At 72.0% G+C, this 16,605-nt stretch carries 16 protein-coding genes; 1 reads left to right on the top strand and 15 read right to left on the bottom strand.

Annotated features, from left to right (window positions below):
• The first annotated feature begins 77 nt into the window (after positions 1-77).
• Positions 78-1,307: a DUF349 domain-containing protein gene (locus ACIPLC_RS26240; RefSeq protein WP_400475467.1), complete on the top strand. Its 1,230-nt coding sequence runs from the start codon at positions 78-80 to the stop codon at positions 1,305-1,307.
• 80 nt (positions 1,308-1,387) lie between these two features.
• Here the strand turns inward: ACIPLC_RS26240 and ACIPLC_RS26235 are convergent, their stop codons facing one another.
• The 15 genes from ACIPLC_RS26235 to ACIPLC_RS26165 form a co-directional block, all read right to left on the bottom strand.
• Complete coding sequence (locus ACIPLC_RS26235) at positions 1,388-3,820, bottom strand: RelA/SpoT family protein (RefSeq protein ID WP_400475466.1); 2,433 nt, start codon at positions 3,818-3,820, stop codon at positions 1,388-1,390.
• Positions 3,821-3,994: 174 nt separating this feature from the next.
• Positions 3,995-4,546, bottom strand: a complete 552-nt coding sequence (locus ACIPLC_RS26230) for an adenine phosphoribosyltransferase (protein ID WP_063346803.1) — start codon at positions 4,544-4,546, stop codon at positions 3,995-3,997.
• A gap of 25 nt (positions 4,547-4,571) precedes the next feature.
• Positions 4,572-5,672: a protein translocase subunit SecF gene (secF, locus tag ACIPLC_RS26225; protein WP_400475465.1), complete on the bottom strand. Its 1,101-nt coding sequence runs from the start codon at positions 5,670-5,672 to the stop codon at positions 4,572-4,574.
• A gap of 4 nt (positions 5,673-5,676) precedes the next feature.
• Positions 5,677-7,464, bottom strand: coding sequence for a protein translocase subunit SecD (gene secD, locus ACIPLC_RS26220; RefSeq protein ID WP_400475464.1), 1,788 nt, complete (start codon positions 7,462-7,464; stop codon positions 5,677-5,679).
• Positions 7,465-7,610: 146 nt separating this feature from the next.
• Positions 7,611-8,018 (bottom strand): preprotein translocase subunit YajC, encoded by a 408-nt coding sequence (yajC, locus tag ACIPLC_RS26215; RefSeq protein ID WP_400475463.1) that lies wholly within the window; start codon positions 8,016-8,018, stop codon positions 7,611-7,613.
• A 259-nt stretch (positions 8,019-8,277) separates the two neighbouring features.
• The gene (gene ruvB, locus ACIPLC_RS26210) at positions 8,278-9,354 is read right to left on the bottom strand and encodes a Holliday junction branch migration DNA helicase RuvB (protein WP_400475462.1); all 1,077 of its coding nucleotides are present in this window, start codon (positions 9,352-9,354) and stop codon (positions 8,278-8,280) included.
• Positions 9,355-9,400: 46 nt separating this feature from the next.
• Entirely contained in the window at positions 9,401-10,012 is a 612-nt protein-coding gene (ruvA, locus tag ACIPLC_RS26205) for a Holliday junction branch migration protein RuvA (RefSeq protein ID WP_400475461.1), read from the bottom strand.
• Complete coding sequence (gene ruvC / locus ACIPLC_RS26200; RefSeq protein ID WP_400475460.1) at positions 10,009-10,551, bottom strand: crossover junction endodeoxyribonuclease RuvC; 543 nt, start codon at positions 10,549-10,551, stop codon at positions 10,009-10,011. The genes ruvA and ruvC overlap by 4 nt, the downstream gene beginning before the upstream one ends.
• Before the next feature lie 170 nt (positions 10,552-10,721).
• Positions 10,722-11,480 (bottom strand): YebC/PmpR family DNA-binding transcriptional regulator, encoded by a 759-nt coding sequence (locus ACIPLC_RS26195; RefSeq protein WP_400475459.1) that lies wholly within the window; start codon positions 11,478-11,480, stop codon positions 10,722-10,724.
• A gap of 80 nt (positions 11,481-11,560) precedes the next feature.
• Entirely contained in the window at positions 11,561-12,178 is a 618-nt protein-coding gene (gene pdxT / locus ACIPLC_RS26190) for a pyridoxal 5'-phosphate synthase glutaminase subunit PdxT (protein ID WP_400475458.1), read from the bottom strand.
• 108 nt (positions 12,179-12,286) lie between these two features.
• Positions 12,287-13,198: a pyridoxal 5'-phosphate synthase lyase subunit PdxS gene (gene pdxS, locus ACIPLC_RS26185; protein WP_063346811.1), complete on the bottom strand. Its 912-nt coding sequence runs from the start codon at positions 13,196-13,198 to the stop codon at positions 12,287-12,289.
• A 128-nt stretch (positions 13,199-13,326) separates the two neighbouring features.
• Entirely contained in the window at positions 13,327-13,827 is a 501-nt protein-coding gene (locus tag ACIPLC_RS26180; protein WP_400475511.1) for a hypothetical protein, read from the bottom strand.
• A 74-nt stretch (positions 13,828-13,901) separates the two neighbouring features.
• Positions 13,902-14,267 (bottom strand): isomerase, encoded by a 366-nt coding sequence (locus ACIPLC_RS26175; RefSeq protein ID WP_363583066.1) that lies wholly within the window; start codon positions 14,265-14,267, stop codon positions 13,902-13,904.
• Positions 14,268-14,382: 115 nt separating this feature from the next.
• Positions 14,383-15,567 carry a glycosyltransferase family 4 protein gene (locus tag ACIPLC_RS26170; protein ID WP_400475457.1) on the bottom strand — a complete coding sequence of 395 codons (1,185 nt, stop codon included), beginning with the start codon at positions 15,565-15,567 and terminating at the stop codon, positions 14,383-14,385.
• 40 nt (positions 15,568-15,607) lie between these two features.
• Positions 15,608-16,594, bottom strand: a complete 987-nt coding sequence (locus ACIPLC_RS26165) for a phosphatidylinositol mannoside acyltransferase (protein WP_400475456.1) — start codon at positions 16,592-16,594, stop codon at positions 15,608-15,610.
• Positions 16,595-16,605: the final 11 nt, after the last annotated feature.

The following is a 16,605-nucleotide window of genomic DNA, read 5'->3' as shown; positions in this document are numbered from 1 at the left end:
GGTCCGCCGCACATCAACTGTGGACGACGGACGCGCGCCGCCCCGGCGCGGGCGCGACGTCATGTGGAGGACGCGCTATGAGCAGCGACCCGTGGGGCCGTGTCGACGAGCAGGGCACGGTCTACGTCAGGACGACCGACGGCGAACGCGTCGTGGGTTCCTGGCAGGCCGGCTCGCCCGAGGAGGCCCTCGCCTACTTCGAGCGCAAGTACCAGGGCATCGAGGTGGAGATCGGCCTGCTGGAGAAGCGGGTGCGCACCACCGACCTGGCCGCCAAGGACGCCCAGGCCGCGCTGGACCACCTGCGCGCCCAGGTGACCGAGGGGCACGCGGTCGGTGACCTGGACGCCCTGGCCAAGCGGCTGGACACGCTCGCCGGCGAGATCGAGAGCCGGCGCGAGGAGCGCAAGGCCGCCCGTGCCAAGGCCCAGGACGAGACCCGCACCGCCAAGGAGGCACTGGTCTCCGAGGCCGAGCAGCTCGCCGAGTCCACCCAGTGGCGGGAGGCCGGGGACCGGCTGCGCGCCCTGGTGGACATCTGGAAGGGCCTGCCCCGGCTGGACCGCAAGAGCGACGACGAGCTGTGGCACCGCTTCTCGCACGCCCGCTCGGTCTTCTCCAAGCACCGCAAGGCGCACTTCGCGACCCTGGACGCCGAGCGCGAGCAGGCGCGGCAGACCAAGGAGGAGCTGGTCGCCGAGGCCGAGGCGCTGTCCTCGTCCACCGAGTGGGGCGACACCGCGGCCGCCTACCGGGACCTGATGGCGCGCTGGAAGTCCGCCGGCCGGGCCCAGCGGGACGTCGAGGACGAGCTGTGGGCGCGGTTCCGCGGCGCGCAGGACGTCTTCTTCCAGGCCCGTTCCGCGGTGTTCAGCGAGCGCGACGCCGAGCAGGTGGCCAACCAGAAGCTCAAGGAGGCGCTGGCCGTCGAGGCCGAGGCGATCCTGCCGATCACCGACCTGAAGGCCGCCAAGGCGGCGCTGCGCGAGGTCAACGAGCGCTGGGAGGCGATCGGGCACGTGCCGCGCGACGCCCGTCCGAAGCTGGACGGCCGGCTGAACGCGGTCGAGCGGGCCATCCGCGAGGCCGAGGACAGCGAGTGGAAGCGCTCCAACCCGGAGGCCAAGGCACGCGCCGCCGGCATGGTCGGCCTGTTCCAGGCGAAGGCCGACAAGATCCAGACCGACCTGAACAAGGCCCGCGCCGCCGGGAACGCCGGCCGGATCGCCAAGCTGGAGAACGAGCTGGCCGGCGTGCAAACCCTGCTGGAGCAGGCGCACCGGAGCCAGGAGGAGTTCAGCGGCTGATCCGCCGAACGCACGAGAGAGGGCCCTGGGAGATCCCGGGGCCCTCTCTCGTGCGCGGGGCGCTACTCGCGCGCGGGGCGCTACTTGCGGGCCGAGGTGACGCGGTAGACGTCGTACACGCCCTCGACGCCGCGCACGGCCTTGAGCACGTGGCCGAGGTGCTTCGGGTCGCCCATCTCGAAGGTGAAGCGGCTCATCGCGACCCGGTCGCGGGAGGTCTGCACCGCCGCCGACAGGATGTTGACGTGCTGGTCGGAGAGCACCCGGGTGACGTCCGAGAGCAGCCGGGAGCGGTCCAGCGCCTCGACCTGGATGGCCACCAGGAACACCGAGGACTGGGTGGCGGCCCACTCGACGTCGATCATCCGCTCGGGCTGCTGGCTCAGCGACTCCACGTTGACGCAGTCGGCGCGGTGCACCGAGACGCCGTTGCCGCGGGTCACGAAGCCGACGATCGGATCGCCCGGCACCGGCGTGCAGCAGCGGGACAGCTTGACCCAGACGTCCTCGACGCCCTTGACGATCACGCCCGGGTCGCCCTTGGCCCGGCGGCGCACCGCCCGGCGGTTGTCGTGCGTCGGGGTCGCCGTCTCGGCGAGGTCCTCGGTGGCGCCCTCCTCGCCGCCGAGCGCCTGGACCAGCTTCTGCACGATGTTCTGCGCGGTGACGTGGCCCTCGCCGATCGCGGCGTAGAGCGAGGAGATGTCGGGGTAGCGCATCTCGTGGGCCAGGGTGACCAGCGAGTCGCCGGTCAGGATCCGCTGGATCGGCAGGCCCTGCTTGCGCATCGCCCGGACGATCGCCTCCTTGCCGTGCTCGATCGCCTCCTCGCGGCGCTCCTTGGAGAACCAGGCGCGGATCTTGTTGCGGGCGCGCGGCGACTTGACGAAGCCCAGCCAGTCCCGGGACGGGCCGGCGTTCTCCGCCTTGGAGGTGAACACCTCGACGGCGTCGCCGTTCTCCAGCGTCGACTCCAGCGGCACCAGCCGCCCGTTGACCCGGGCCCCTATCGTCCGGTAGCCCACCTCGGTGTGCACCGCGAAGGCGAAGTCGACCGGGGTCGCACCGGCCGGCAGGGCTATCACGTCGCCCTTGGGCGTGAAGACGAAGACCTCGTTGCTGGCCAGGTCGAAGCGCAGCGACTCCAGGAACTCGCCCGGGTCGGCGGTCTCCTTCTGCCAGTCCAGCAGCTGCCGCAGCCAGGCCATCTCGTTGACGGCGCCGGCCTTGTCGTCCTTGCGGACCTGGGTCGGGGTGTCGGTGCGGACCTTGGACGCGCCGGCCACCGCGCGCTGCTTGTACTTCCAGTGCGCGGCGATGCCGTACTCGGCCCGGCGGTGCATGTCGAAGGTGCGGATCTGGAGTTCGACGGGCTTGCCGCCGGGGCCGATCACCGTCGTGTGCAGCGACTGGTACATGTTGAACTTGGGCATCGCGATGTAGTCCTTGAACCGCCCCGGCACCGGGTTCCACCGCGCGTGGATGGTGCCCAGCGCCGCGTAGCAGTCGCGGACGGTGTCGACCAGGACCCGGATGCCCACCAGGTCGTAGATCTCGGCGAAGTCCCGGCCCCGGACGATCATCTTCTGGTAGACCGAGTAGTAGTGCTTCGGCCGACCGGTGACGGAGGCGGTGATCCGGGCGCCGCGCAGGTCCCCCTGGACCTGGTCGATGACGGTCGCCAGGTACTCGTCCCGCTTGGGGGCGCGCTCGGCGACCAGCCGGACGATCTCGTCGTACATCTTGGGGTAGAGGATCGCGAAGGCGAGGTCCTCCAGCTCCCACTTGATGGTGTTCATGCCCAGCCGGTGCGCCAGCGGGGCGTAGATCTCCAGCGTCTCGCGGGCCTTCTTCTCCTGCTTCTCCCGCTTGAGGTAGCGCATCGTGCGCATGTTGTGCAGGCGGTCGGCCAGCTTGATCACCAGGACCCTCGGGTCCTTGGCCATCGCGACGACCATCTTGCGGACGGTCTCGGCCTGCGCGGCCTCGCCGAACTTGACCCGGTCGAGCTTGGTGACGCCGTCCACCAGCAGCGCCACCGAGTCGCCGAAGTCCTTGCGCAGGGTCTCCAGGCCGTAGTCGGTGTCCTCGACGGTGTCGTGCAGCAGCCCGGCCATCAGGGTCGCGGCGTCCATCCCCAGCTCGGCCAGGATGGTGGCCACCGCCAGCGGGTGGGTGATGTACGGGTCGCCGCTCTTGCGCTTCTGCCCGCGGTGCCACTTCTCGGCGACGGCGTAGGCCCGCTCGATGTCGCGCAGCAGCGCCGGGTCGGCCTTCGGGTCGTTCGCCCGGATCGACCGGAACAGCGGTTCCAGCACGGGGTTGAGCACGCTGGAGCGCTGGCCGCCGAGGCGGGCCAGGCGGGCGCGCATGCCGCCCGAGGAGGAGCCGCGGCCGGTGGGGGCGGTGGGTCGCGAGGAGGTCGGCGCCGGGCGTGCCGGGGTGGCCCCCGAGGGCGTGGGACGGCTGTCGGGGGCGGCCGCTTCGGCCGTGGGCACAACCTCGTCGGGCAAGGACTCTCCTCGGGGCACCGGGGCCGACCCCTGCCGCGGCCCGTACGGTCGGGCGCAACCGGGAGGGGGTGAATCTTCATGGTACCGAGCCGGGCGCCCCGGTGTTCATCCGCCCGGGCGGAAACGGAAGGGCGGCGGTCGGATGATCCGACCGCCGCCCTTCGCTCAGGTCCCTCAGACCGTGACCAGGGTCTCCAGCGGGGCGCCGTTCAGGTGCCCGGCCAGCCGCTCCCGGCCGTCCAGGAAGCCCAGCTCCATCAGCACCACGACGCCCACCAACTCGGCGCCGGCCTCCTTCACCAGGTCCAGCGAGGCACCGATGGTGCCACCGGTGGCCAGCACGTCGTCCACCACCAGCACCCGCTCACCGGGCGCGAAGGCGTCGCACTGCACCTCCAGCGTCGCCGAGCCGTACTCCAGCTCGTACGAACGCCGGAACACCTCGCCGGGCAGCTTGCCCTGCTTGCGGATCGGCACGAAGCCGAGCCCGGCCGCGAAGGCCGCCGGGGCCGCCAGCACGAAGCCGCGCGCCTCCAGGCCCACCACCTTGGTCGCCCCGAGCTCCCGCGCCCGGTCCGCCAGCGCCCTGGTGAGGGCGCCGAAGGCCTCGGCGTCGGCCAGCAGCGGCGCGATGTCCTTGAACAGCACACCCGGCTTCGGGTAGTCCGGGACGTCCCGGATCCGGCTGTTCAACAGCTCGGCCAGTGCGGTGTCGGCGGTGGTCACGGCGTGTCCTTACGGTCGGGTCGGTTCAGCGCTTGGTGGACGGACGGCCCTTGGCACGCGTGGTGCCGGCCGCCCGACCGCGCTGACCGACCATACCCGCAGGCAGGTCCTCGTCCGCGATCTCCTCGCCCTCCGGCGTCCCGCCCTCGGCCGCCTTGGCCGCCGCGGCGGCCCGGTGCTGCAGGACGCGCTTGCGCAGCGCCTTCATCTCGGGCTGCTCCTCCTTGAGCTGCGCCAGCAGCGGGGTGGCGACGCAGATCGAGGAGTAGGCACCGGCCGCGAGGCCGATGAACAGCGCCAGCGAGATGTCGTTCAGCGTGCCGGCGCCCAGGAGGCCGCCACCGATGAACAGCAGCGCGGCGACCGGGAGCAGGGCGACCACGGTGGTGTTGAGCGAACGCACCAGGGTCTGGTTGAGGCCCGCGTTGGCCGCCTCGCTGTAGGTGAGCTTGTTCTGCTTGGTGAGGTCCTTGGTGTTCTCCTTCACGGTGTCGAAGACGACCACCGTGTCGTAGAGCGAGTACCCGAGGATGGTCAGGAAGCCGATCACCGTACCGGGGGTGACCTCGAAGCCCACCAGGGCGTACACGCCGATGGTGATCAGGAGGTCGTGGATGAGGGCGACCAGGGCGGCCACCGCCATCCGCCACTCGAAGGCGATCGCCAGGTAGACCGTCACCAGGACCATGAAGATGATCAGGCCGGTGAGGGCCTTCGAGGAGATCTGCTTGCCCCAGCTGGGGCCGATCACCTGGGCCTCGACGGTGTCCAGCGGCACGGCCAGCTTCTCGGAGAGCTGAGCGCGGATCTCGTCCGAGCTCTTCGGCTCCTCGGTGCTGACCTGGATGCGGATCTTGCCGTTGTCGGTCGACTGCACCAGCGGGTGCGAGGAGACGATCTTGTCGGCCGTCTCCTGCGCCTGCGAGACGGTGAGGCCCGGCTTGGCCACGGTGTAGACCGAGCCGCCCTTGAACTCGATGCCCAGGTGCAGGCCCATCGCCAGACCGATCGCCGCGATCAGCACGATCACGCCGGAGATGGAGTACCAGAGCTTGCGGCGCCCGACGAAGTCGAAGCTGACCTCGCCCTGGTAGAGCCGGTGTCCCAGATTGGAGAAGCGTGACACGGTGTCAGGCCTCCTTCACGGCGGCAGAGGAGGGGCTACGGCGACGGCTGCTGCGCAGCGGCGGGCGGGCGCCCAGCCGCTTCGGGTCCAGGCCGGACCACGGGTGACCGTCGGCGAAGAACTTCCGCCGGGCCAGCAGCGTGATCACCGGCTTGGTGAAGAGGAAGATCACCACGACGTCCAGCGCGGTGGTCAGCCCCAGGGTGAACGCGAAGCCCTGGACCTTGCCGACCGAGACCACGTAGAGGACGGCGGCACAGAGGAAGGACACGAAGTCCGAGACCAGGATGGTGCGCCGGGCGCGCGGCCAGGCCCGCTGGACCGCCGGCCGCAGCGGGGCGCCCTCGCGGACCTCGTCGCGGATGCGCTCGAAGTAGACGATGAAGGAGTCGGCGGTGATGCCGATCGCGACGATCGCACCGCAGACCGCCGGCAGGTTCAGCGCGAAGCCGATCCCGGCGCCGAGCAGGCTCATGATCGAGTAGGTCAGGGCCGCCGAGACGAGCAGACCGGCGATCGAGACCAGGCCGAGGCCGCGGTAGTAGACCAGCGAGTAGAGGACCACCAGCAGCATGCCGATCGCGCCGGCGACCAGGCCGGCCATGAGCTGGTCGCCGCCGAGCGCCGGGGAGACGGTGGTGATCTCGCCCTTGCTGAATTCCAGCGGCAGGGCGCCGTAGCTCAGCACGTTGGACAGGTCCTGCGCCTCGGCCTGGGTGAAGCGGCCGGTGATCACGGCGCTGCCGCCGGGGATCGGGCCGTTGACCTGCGGGTGCGAGACGACCTGGTTGTCCAGCACGATCGCGAACTGGTTGTTCGGCGGGGTCTGGGTGGCGAGCTGGCCGGTGACCTTGGCGAAGGCGTCGGTGCCGTTGCCGTTGAACTGCAGCTGGACCTGCCAGCCGGCACCCGTCTGGGTGTCGAGGCTCGGCTGGGCCTTGGAGACGTCCGCGCCCTTCACGGCGACGGGGCCGAGGGCGAGCTTCTCGTAGTAACCGTTCTCGGGCTTCTGCGAGCAGGCGACGACGGCCTTGTCCTCGGCGCCGGTCTGGGCCGCGCGGACCTCCGGCTTGGAGCAGTCCAGGGCGGCGAAGGCCGCGGACAGCTCCGGCGGCACGGTGCCCTGGGTCATCGCGGCGCTGACGTCCGCGGCGCTGGGCGGGGTGGCCGGTGCGGACGGCGTGCCGGTGGCGGTGCTCGCGCCCGTGGCGGCGGTGGTCGGGCTGGCGTCGGCGGCCAGCGCCTCACCGGCCGGGCGGCCCTGCTTGGTGCCGGGCGCGCTCGGCGTACCGGTGGCGCTCGCGCCGGCCGAGGCGGTGGAGCCGGCGGACGGGGTCGTGCTCGGGGTGCCGGTGGCACCGGCCGAGGGGGAGCCGGTGGGCGCCGGCGGCGTGAAGCCGCTGGGCGCCACCGCGAGGACCGGGCGGAAGAACAGCTTGGCGGTGGTACCCACCTGGTCCGCCGCGTTCTGCTGGTTGCCGCCCTTGGGGATGTTCACGATGATCGTGTTGTCGCCCTGGGTCTGCACCTCCGCCTCGGAGACACCCATGCCGTTGACGCGGCGCTCGATGATCCCGGTGGCGATGTCCATGTTGGACTTGTTGATCGCCTTGGGATCGGTCGACTTCGCGGTCAGCGTGATGCTGGTGCCACCGGCGAGGTCGATTCCGAGCCGGGGCTTGGTGTGGCCCGTCCCGAACATGAGGGCGACCAGTCCGACGGTGACGACCAGGATGAGGGCCAGCGCCCGCCCTGGGTAGCCGTCGCGCGGGCGCGACTTGGGTGTTGCCACCTTGCTCGTTTCTCCCTGTCCATGCCACTCCCCCGACCGGACCCCCGTCCGGCTTGTGGCGGGACGGGGGCATGGCGGTTCTGCGGCCCTGAGGTCCTGTGGGCTCGCGGCACTGCGCCGCGCGGCCGGGCTGGTGCCCGACCGTACTACTTGCTCGCGGGAGCCCCGCCCTCGACGTCGCCCTTGGCGGCGCCGTCCTTGGTGAGCGTCAGCGGCTTGTCCTCGACCGGCTCGGCGTCGGCGTCCTCGGCCTCCGGCTCGGGCAGCTCGTCATCGGCGGGGCGACCGTTGATGATCGCGTCGTACTCCTGGGGGTCCAGGACGGCGGCGATCGCGCTCTTGGTGAAGTGGGTGACCACGCCGGGCGCGATCTCCAGCTCGATGGTCTCCTCGTTGACCGCCTTCACCTGGGCGTACAGGCCGCCGATGGTGCGCACCCCCGCCCCTGGCTCCAGCGACGTCTGCATCTGCTGCATCTGCGACTGGCGCTTCTTCTGCGACCGGAACATGAGCACGATCGCGATGATCGGGAGGAGAAGGATGATGAAGTTCACTGCAGCCAGGGTCCTTTACGGGCCGCCGACCGGCGGCCTGTGTGGTATTGGTCGGCCCGTCAGGTGAGCGGGGCGGTCCGGCGGAGTCTAGGCGACCCCGAACTGATCGGACAACGCCAAGCATCGCATCCTGCCGCCGAAAGTGGCGAGCCTCCGCCTGCACAGTTTCCCCGGGATCCGCCCCAGGCCTGCGCCCGGACCACTCACCGGGGTGACGGATCGGGCGCCTCCCGGGAACCGGCGGGCGCCCATCACCCGTTCAGCCCTCGTCGGCCGGGAAGAGTTCGGACTGGGCCGGCACGGCACCCCGAGCGGCCTGGACCGGCGGGGTCAACCCGAGGTGCTGCCAGGCCGCGGCGGTGGCGATCCGCCCGCGCGGCGTCCGGGCGAGCAGGCCCTCGCGGACCAGGAAGGGCTCCGCCACCTCCTCGACCGTCTCGGACTCCTCCCCCACCGCGACCGCGAGAGTCGACAAACCGACCGGTCCGCCGCCGAACAGCCGCAGCAGCGCGTTCAGCACCGCGCGGTCCAGCCGGTCCAGGCCGCGGGCGTCCACCTCGTAGACGTCCAGCGCCCGGGCGGCGATCTCGGCGGTGACCAGGCCGTCGTGCCGCACCTGCGAGAAGTCCCGGACCCGGCGCAGCAGCCGGTTGGCGATGCGCGGCGTCCCCCGCGAGCGGCCGGCGATCTCGGCGGCGCCGACCGGGTCGATCTCCACGTCCAGCAGGGTGGCCGAGCGGCGCACCACCCGTTCGAGCTCGGCCGGGGCGTAGAACTCCATGTGCCCGGTGAAGCCGAAGCGGTCGCGCAGCGGGGGCGGCAGCAGACCGGCCCGGGTGGTGGCGCCGACCAGGGTGAAGGGCGGCAGCTCCAGCGGGATGGCGGTGGCGCCCGGGCCCTTGCCGACGATCACGTCGACCCGGAAGTCCTCCATCGCCATGTAGAGCATCTCCTCGGCCGGACGGGACATCCGGTGGATCTCGTCGAGGAAGAGCACCTCGCCCTCGGCGAGCGAGGAGAGGATCGCCGCGAGGTCCCCCGCGTGCTGGATCGCCGGGCCGGAGGTGATCCGGATCGGGGCGCCCAGCTCGGCGGCGATGATCATCGACAGGGTGGTCTTGCCCAGCCCGGGCGGCCCGCTGAGCAGCACGTGGTCGGGCGCGCTGCCGCGCTTGCGGGCCGCCTGGAGCACCAGGGACAGCTGCTCGCGCACCCGCTCCTGACCGATGAACTCGTCCAGCAGCTTGGGGCGCAGCGCCGCCTCGACCGCCTGGTCCTCCCCGTCGGCGGCGGCCGTCACCAGCCGGTCGCCCGGGTCCGAGTCGTACGGACTCATCAGCACATGCTCCAAAGTCGACAAGAGGACAGATCGCCAGATGGCTTTAGCGGGATCGGTTGAGGCCGCGCAGGGCGAGCCGGAGCAGTGCGCCGACGTCCGGCGCCTGCTGGGCCTCCGCCTCGGGGGTGACGGCCACGACCGCCTCGTCCGCCTCGCGCGGAGCGTAGCCGAGGCCGGTCAGCGCCGCGTGCAGCTGCTCGCTCCAGGGGGCCGGGCCGGCCGCGATCGGCTTCTGCGCCGGCACCGAGCCGTGCGGGGCGCCCAGCTTGTCCTTGTACTCCAGCAGCAGCTTGGCGGCCTTCGCCTTCCCGATGCCGGGCACGGCCACCAGCGCCTTCTCGTCGCCGCCGGCCACCGCGGCCCGCAGTGCGTCGGGGCTGTGCACGCCGAGGATCGCCTGCGCCAGCTTCGGGCCGACGCCCGGTGCGGCCTGGAGGATCTCGAAGACGGCGCGCTCGTCGTCGTCCGCGAAGCCGAACAGGGTCAGCGAGTCCTCCCGGACCACCAGCGAGGTCGCGAGCCGGGCGGGCTCACCCAGCCGGAGCCCGGCCAGCGTGTTCGGCGTGCACTGCACGGCCATGCCGACCCCGCCGACCTCGACCACGGCGAGTCCGGAGGAGATGGCCGCCACGGGCCCTTGCACGAAGGCGATCACCGGCTGCTTCCTTTCAGGGGGGTGGCGCGGGCCGCCCGTACCGCGGCCTCCAGGCGGTTGGTCGCCCCGCCGCGCCAGATGTGGCAGATGGCCAGCGCCAGCGCGTCGGCGGCGTCGGCCGGCTTGGGCGGGGCGTCCAGCCGCAGCAGGCGCTGCACCATGGCCGTGACCTGCGTCTTGTCGGCCCGGCCCGAGCCGGTGACGGCGGCCTTGACCTCGCTCGGGGTGTGCAGGGTGACCGGGATTCCGCGCCGGGTGGCGCAGAGCATCGCGACCGCGCTGGCCTGGGCGGTGCCCATCACCGTCCGGACGTTGTGCTGGGCGAACACCCGCTCGACGGCGACCAGCTCCGGCTCGTGCTCGTCGAGCCAGGCCTCCATGCCCTGCTCCACCAGCAGCAGCCGCCGCCCGATCTCGTCCTCGGCGGGAGTGCGCACCACGCCGACCCCGACCATCCGCAGCGGCCGCCCCGGCGCACCCTCGACCACGCCGATCCCGCACCTGGTCAGCCCCGGGTCCACGCCCAGTACCCGTACCACAGCCCCGCCTCTCGTTGATCGCCGCTCGCCCCCGGGCGCTCCGGCCCGGTGCCGACACGCCCTTCGGCTCACGGCGGGCGACCTGCGAAGGCTACCGTCCGGGTCCGACAGGGCCCGCAAAGACACCGGCCCGGCGGTCGGGAGACCGCCGGGCCGGGGAGTGAGAACGATCACTCGGCGTCGAGCTGCGCACCGACCTCGTCGGAGATGTCGAAGTTGGCGAAGACGTTCTGCACGTCGTCGCTGTCCTCCAGCGCGTCGATCAGCTTGAGGATCTTGCGGGCGCCGTCGACGTCCAGCTCGACCTGCATGCTCGGGAGGAAGTTGGCCTCGGCCGAGTCGTAGTCGACGCCGGCGTCCACCAGCGCGGTGCGCACGGCGACCATCTTGGCGGCCTCGGAGACGATCTCGAACGAGTCGCCGAGGTCGTTGATCTCCTCGGGCTCCTGGTCGAGGACGACCTCGAAGAGCTTGTCCTCGTCCACGCCGTCACCCTTGGGGACGATCACGACGCCCTTGCGGGTGAACAGGTACGACACCGAGCCCGGGTCGGCCATCGAGCCGCCGTTGCGGGTCATCGCGACGCGCACGTCGGAGGCGGCGCGGTTGCGGTTGTCGGTGAGGCACTCGATCAGGACGGCGACGCCGTTCGGGCCGTAGCCCTCGTACATGATGGTCTGGTAGTCGGCGCCGCCGGCCTCCAGACCGCCACCGCGCTTGACGGCGCGGTTGATGTTGTCGATCGGGACCGAACTCTTCTTCGCCTTCTGGATGGCGTCGTAGAGGGTCGGGTTGCCGGCCGGGTCGGGACCGCCGGTGCGCGCCGCCACCTCGATGTTCTTGATCATCTTGGCGAAGAGCTTGCCGCGCTTGGCGTCGATCACGGCCTTCTTGTGCTTGGTGGTAGCCCACTTAGAGTGGCCGGACATTCGCCAGCTCCTTTACGTCGCCAAAGGGAAATGAAACAGATGAGATCTTACCGGTGTCGTCACCGGAAAGGCGCACACGGTCAGCGCTGTCCCAGGTGCTCCTCGACCATCGCGACGAAGTAGGCGTGCACGCGGTGGTCGCCGGTGAGCTCCGGGTGGAAGGAGGTCGCCAGCAGGTTGCCCTGGCGCACCGCCACGATCCGGCTCTCCGGGCCGTCCGCGGCGGGCAGCTCGGCCAGCACCTCGACGCCCGCGCCGACGCCCTCGACCCAGGGGGCGCGGATGAAGACGCCGTGCACCGGTGCGTCGGCCAGGCCCTTGAAGGCGACACCGGACTCGAAGGACTCGTTCTGGCGGCCGAAGGCGTTGCGGCGCACCGTCATGTCGATGCCGCCGACGGTCTCCTGGTCGTCCCGGCCGTCGAGGATCTTGTCGGCCAGCATGATCATGCCCGCGCAGGTGCCGTACACCGGCATCCCTGCGGCGACCCGCTCGCGCAGCGGGTCCATCACGCCGAACAGCAGCGCCAGCTTGGACATGGTGGTGGACTCCCCGCCGGGGATCACCAGCGCGTCGACCTCGGCCAGCTCCTCGGCACGGCGCACCGGACGGGCGAGCGCGTCGGCCTCGGCCAGCGCGACCAGGTGCTCGCGGACGTCACCCTGAAGGGCGAGGACGCCGATGACTGGAGTGCTCACGGTCTTCAACCTCGTTCGATCGTTCTACGGATGTACGTGGCGCGGCCCGCCGCGCGCGAAGGCGCTGCGGCGGGCCCAGGGCCTGTCGGCCCTCGCAGGTACGGGTGACTACCAGCCGCGGTTGGCGTAGCGCTCGGTCTCCGGCAGGGTGTCGCAGTTGATGCCGACCATGGCCTCGCCGAGGTTGCGGGAGGCGTCCGCGATGATCTTCGGGTCGTCGAAGAAGGTGGTGGCCTTCACGATGGCGGCGGCACGCTTGGCCGGGTCGCCCGACTTGAAGATGCCGGAGCCGACGAAGACGCCCTCGGCGCCCAGCTGGCGCATCAGCGCGGCGTCGGCCGGGGTGGCCACGCCACCGGCGGAGAACAGCACGACCGGCAGCTTGCCGAGCTCGGCGACCTCCTTGACCAGCTCGTACGGAGCGCGCAGTTCCTTGGCGGCGGCGTACAGCTCGTTGTTGTCGAAGCCGCGCAGCTTGGCGATCTCGTTCTTGATCTGGCGCAGGTGGCGGACGGCCTCGACGACGTTGCCGGTGCCGGCCTCGCCCTTCGAGCGGATCATGGCCGCGCCCTCGGCGATGCGGCGCAGGGCCTCGCCCAGGTTGGTGGCGCCACAGACGAAGGGGGTGGTGAAGGCCCACTTGTCGGAGTGGTTCACCTCGTCGGCCGGGGTCAGCACCTCGGACTCGTCGATGTAGTCGACACCGAGCGACTGGAGGACCTGGGCCTCGACGAAGTGGCCGATCCGCGACTTGGCCATCACCGGGATGGAGACCGCCTCGATGATCTCCTCGATCATGTTCGGGTCGGACATCCGGGCCACGCCGCCGTCCTTGCGGATGTCGGCCGGAACCCGCTCCAGCGCCATGACGGCCACCGCGCCGGCGTCTTCGGCGATCTTGGCCTGTTCGGCGTTGACCACGTCCATGATCACACCGCCCTTGAGCTGCTCGGCCATGCCGCGCTTCACCCGGGCGGTACCGATCTGCGGCTGGTCTGCGGTGGTGGGGGTGGTGGACACGTGAGACCTCACTCGAAGATGAACCAGTGCTATCGCCCTATGGTAGGCGGAACGGGTGACCCAACCATGCGCCACCAAGTCCAGCCCGGACGACGGGATGCGACAAACGGGCCGTATCCGAGCACAGCCTAGGCGGGTGCCCCTTCGGGCGTGAGCGCGGGCGGCGGAGCATCGTCCATCTCGAACGCCAGCGGGAACGGCGCCTTCCCCGCCAACCGGAAGTACCGCACCAGACGGTGCTCGCGCACCGCCCGCGCCGCCCGCACCGCGTCGTTGTGGAACCGGCGCGCCATCGGCGCCCGGCGCACCGCCGCCGTCAGGTCGCGCACCGCGTCCTCGCCGCCCGGCTCCGCCACCAGCGCCGCCACCTGCTCCGGCTCGGCGAAGACCGCCCGCAGCGCCAGGCTCAGCTGGCTCTCCGCCACCTCACGCTGCTCGTCATCGGCCTGCCGGGCCGCGTGCGCCGCGTCCAGCAGCAGCAGCGAGGCCGCCGGGTCCAGCAGCGAGGACGTGGCCAGCTCCATCGCCACCGAGGCCCGACGGACCAGCTGCGCGTCCAACGCGGCCCGCGCCGCGTCGATCCTGGCGTGCAGCCGGTCCAACCGACCGGCCGTCCAACTCAGGTACATGCCGAAGAGCACCACGGCCACGCCGGCCCAGATCCAGGTAGTCACGGGGCGCAACGCTACCGGGTGTCACCGGCTCAGCCCTCCGCGCTCGCGCTCCGGTAGGACCCGCGGTCGATGTCGGAGACGTTCACCGCGGTGTGCAGCCGGGTGCCCGGCGCCGGCGCGACGTGCTCCGCCAGCAGCGCCAGCACGCCCTCGCTGAGCGCCGCCTTCGCCTCCGGCGTACGGCCCGGGAAGATCTGGAACTCGACGTACACCTGCGCGGCGGCCCCCTCGCCCTCCCCCACCACGAAGTCGTCGTTCTGCCGGAACAGCGTCTTGCACGCCTCCGGCTTCGCGTCGATCGTCCCCACCGCGAGGCGGTTGATCGCCACGCCCAGCGCCCGGCGGTCGAAGGAGCCGGCCAGGCTCGGCGAGTAGTCGACGGAGATCTGCGGCATCGGTGCCCCCATGTGTCACGCCCGGATACGGTCGACCGACCCTAACGCCGCCGACACCCCGGAAAGTCCCGTCCCCCGGTTCCGGCCCCCGGTCCCCGCTCGCGTCCCCCCGGTCTCAGTCCCGGGCCAGCCCGAACCGGCCGCGCCGGCCGCTGCGCACGTCCTCCTCGACCACCGCCGCGGCCCCCGCCGCCACCGTCTCGTACACCGCCAGGATGTCCGCGCCGACCGTCGACCAGTCGAACCGCCGCACGTACCGCGAGGCGGCCTTGCTCAGCTCCTCCAGCCGCCCCGGGTCGCCCAGCAGCCGCAGCGCCGCCCCGGCCAGCGCGTCCGCGTCCTCCACCGGGAACAGCTCGCCCGCGTCCCCGCCGTCCAGCACCTGCTTGAACGCGTCCAGGTCGCTGGCCAGCACCGGGGCGCCCGCCGACATCGCCTCGACCAGGATGATCCCGAAGCTCTCGCCACCGGTGTTCGGCGCCACGTACAGGTCCACGCTGCGCAGCAACCGGGCCTTGTCGCGGTCGCTCACCATGCCGAGGAACTCCACCTGCCGGCGGACCTCCGGCGCCAGGCCCGCGACGGCCTCCTCCTCGTCGCCCTTGCCCGCCACCAGCAGCCGCACGCCCGGCCGCTCGGCCAGGATCTTCGGCAGCGCCGCCAGCAGCGTCGGCAGGCCCTTGCGCGGCTCGTTGATGCGGCCGACGAAGCCGATCGTGCCCGGCTGCCCGGCCGCCGCGCCGCCGCGCCAGCGCTCGTCCGGCTCGGCGTCCGCGAAGAAGCCGACGTCCACGCCGTTCGGGATCACCACCGCGTCGCCGCCCAGGTGCTCCACCAGCGTCCGCCGGGCGTACTCCGACACCGCGATCCGGGCCCGCATCTTCTCCAGACCGGGCTGCAGGATCGGCGAGGCCGCGATCATCGCCCGCGAGCGCGGGTTGGAGGTGTGGAACGTCCCCACCATCGGCCCGGACGCCGACCAGGCGGCCAGCATCGACACGCTCGGCGCGGCCGGCTCGTGCACGTGCAGGATGTCGAACCGCCCCTCGTGCAGCCACCGCCGCGTCCGCGCCGCCGACAGGACTCCGAAGCTCAGCCGCGCCACCGACCCGTTGTACGGCACCGCCACCGCCCGCCCGGCCCCGACCACGTACGACGGCAGCGCCTCCTCGTCCTCGGCCGGCGACAGCACCGAGACCTCGTGGCCCAGACCGATCAGGTGCTCGGCCAGGTCCCGGATGTGGAACTGCACCCCGCCGGGGACGTCCCAGTCGTACGGGCAGACGATGCCGATCTTCACGGGTTCCTCATGCTCCTTCGGGTACTCCTGCTGGCCGGGATCAGGCCCCGGAGGCCTCGGCCGCCGGCTCGCCGGCCGGCTCCGGCACGGCCGCCCGGGCCGCCTCGGGGCGCGGCGCGGCCGCCTCCCCCACCGTCTCACGGACCGGGAGGTCGGCCAGCCAGAACCGCTGCAGCATGTGCCAGTCCTCGGGGTGCTCGCAGATCGCCTGCTCCCACACCTGCGCCAGCGCCTGCGTCATCGCCTGCGTCCGCTCCTTGCGGTCGCCCTCCTGCGGCACCGGCACCTCGGGGTGGATCCGCGCCCGCATCACCGGGCCGTCGTACCAGAGCGTCACCGGCAGCAGCGCCGCCCCGGTCCGCTGGCACAGCGCCGCCGGACCGGCCGGCATCCGGGTCGCCTCCCCGAAGAACGACACCTCCACGCCCGCCTCCGAGAGGTCCCGGTCCCCCACCAGGCAGACCAGCCGGCCCTCGCGCAGCCGTCGCGCCAGCGTGCCGATCACGTTCACCCCACCGCCGGTCAACGCCAGGACCTCCATGCCCTGGCCCTCCCGGAACTCCACGAACCGGTCGAACAGCCGCTCCGGCTTCAACCGCTCCGCGACCGTGGTGAACGGGAAGCCCTGCTGCGCCACCCAGGTGCCCGCCAGGTCCCAGTTGCCCATGTGCGGCAGCGCGATCACCGCGCCCCGACCGGCCTCGATCGGCGCCCGCAGGTTCTCCAGGCCCTCCGACCGGACGTCCCGGGCCACCCGGGCCCGGCTCCAGACCGGCAGCCGGAACGACTCCATCCAGTACCGCAGGTACGAGCGCATCCCGGCCCGGGACAGCGCCCGCACCCCCGCCTCGTCCAGTCCCGGACGGACCCGGCGCAGGTTCGCCTCCAACTGCAGCACCCGCTTGCCGCGCCGCCGCCAGGCGTGGTCCGCCAGCCGGTCGAACAGGCCCCGCGCCACCCGCTCCGGCAGGTGCTTCAGCACCGCCCAGCCCAGCGCGTACGCCCAGTACACCAGTCGGTCCGTCACCGCAGGACGCC

It is taken from the genome of Kitasatospora sp. NPDC086801 (genome assembly GCF_044745805.1).
Classification (GTDB): Bacteria; Actinomycetota; Actinomycetes; order Streptomycetales; family Streptomycetaceae; genus Kitasatospora.
This window is presented reverse-complemented; position numbering and strand designations above follow the sequence as displayed.

What these genes read in the sequence shown, in the direction of transcription:
- ruvB (WP_400475462.1), bottom strand. Translation starts at nt 9,354, where the DNA reads ATGAGTCCGTACGACTCGGACCCGGGCGACCGGCTGGTGACGGCCGCC.
- ACIPLC_RS26240 (WP_400475467.1), top strand. Translation starts at nt 78, where the DNA reads ATGAGCAGCGACCCGTGGGGCCGTGTCGACGAGCAGGGCACGGTCTAC.
- ACIPLC_RS26180 (WP_400475511.1), bottom strand. Translation starts at nt 13,827, where the DNA reads ATGTACCTGAGTTGGACGGCCGGTCGGTTGGACCGGCTGCACGCCAGG.
- ACIPLC_RS26195 (WP_400475459.1), bottom strand. Translation starts at nt 11,480, where the DNA reads ATGTCCGGCCACTCTAAGTGGGCTACCACCAAGCACAAGAAGGCCGTG.
- ACIPLC_RS26175 (WP_363583066.1), bottom strand. Translation starts at nt 14,267, where the DNA reads ATGCCGCAGATCTCCGTCGACTACTCGCCGAGCCTGGCCGGCTCCTTC.